This window comes from Methanocalculus natronophilus (genome assembly GCF_038751955.1).
Taxonomy (GTDB): Archaea; Halobacteriota; Methanomicrobia; order Methanomicrobiales; family Methanocorpusculaceae; genus Methanocalculus; species Methanocalculus natronophilus.
The window spans coordinates 1-501 of record NZ_JBCEXH010000142.1 but is presented as its reverse complement, the minus strand read 5'-3'; the positions used below and the strand labels follow the sequence as shown (position 1 = coordinate 501).

Below are 501 nucleotides of genomic sequence, written 5' to 3'. Positions count from 1 at the left end.
GGTGATATGACAATAGGTGGTTCGATCAATCCAATAGAAAATCTTGGTAATATATTCCAGGTATGTCTCGATGCAGGTGCTAAAAAGATATTATTGCCTGCAGCCTCTACGTCAAAATTAGGTACTGTACCCCCTGAGATATTAAGCAAGTTTCAGCTTTCTTTTTATGATGACCCAATTGATGCAGTACAGAAAGTTATTTTCTTTGTTTGACTTGGTTTTGATGAATAAAAGTAAACTATACGTTTATAATTTTTATTTGTATCAACTTAAATTTGGTTAAAGTTTCCTTTACAATATTATTTCAATAGCTAAAATAATCAAATATTAATATAAATTATTAACCTTATAATAATAATTCATGGACATCGTCAATATTGTTGCAACTGTAAAAGTATCAGATACATTTGATCTTGAAAAAATAAGGTCTAATGTTAAAGGTGGTACTTTTGAGTTAACACGTGTATGGTTAAAGATGCGACTAATTCCAAATAACCAATA

General features: G+C 29.3%; 1 protein-coding gene. It reads left to right on the top strand.

Annotation, left to right across the window (positions count from 1 at the left end; all coding sequences use genetic code 11):
• Window positions 1-213 (top strand): hypothetical protein (locus ABCO64_RS10915; RefSeq protein ID WP_343089504.1); only part of this gene is annotated, 213 nt, incomplete at its 5' end.
• Window positions 214-501 lie beyond the last annotated feature (288 nt).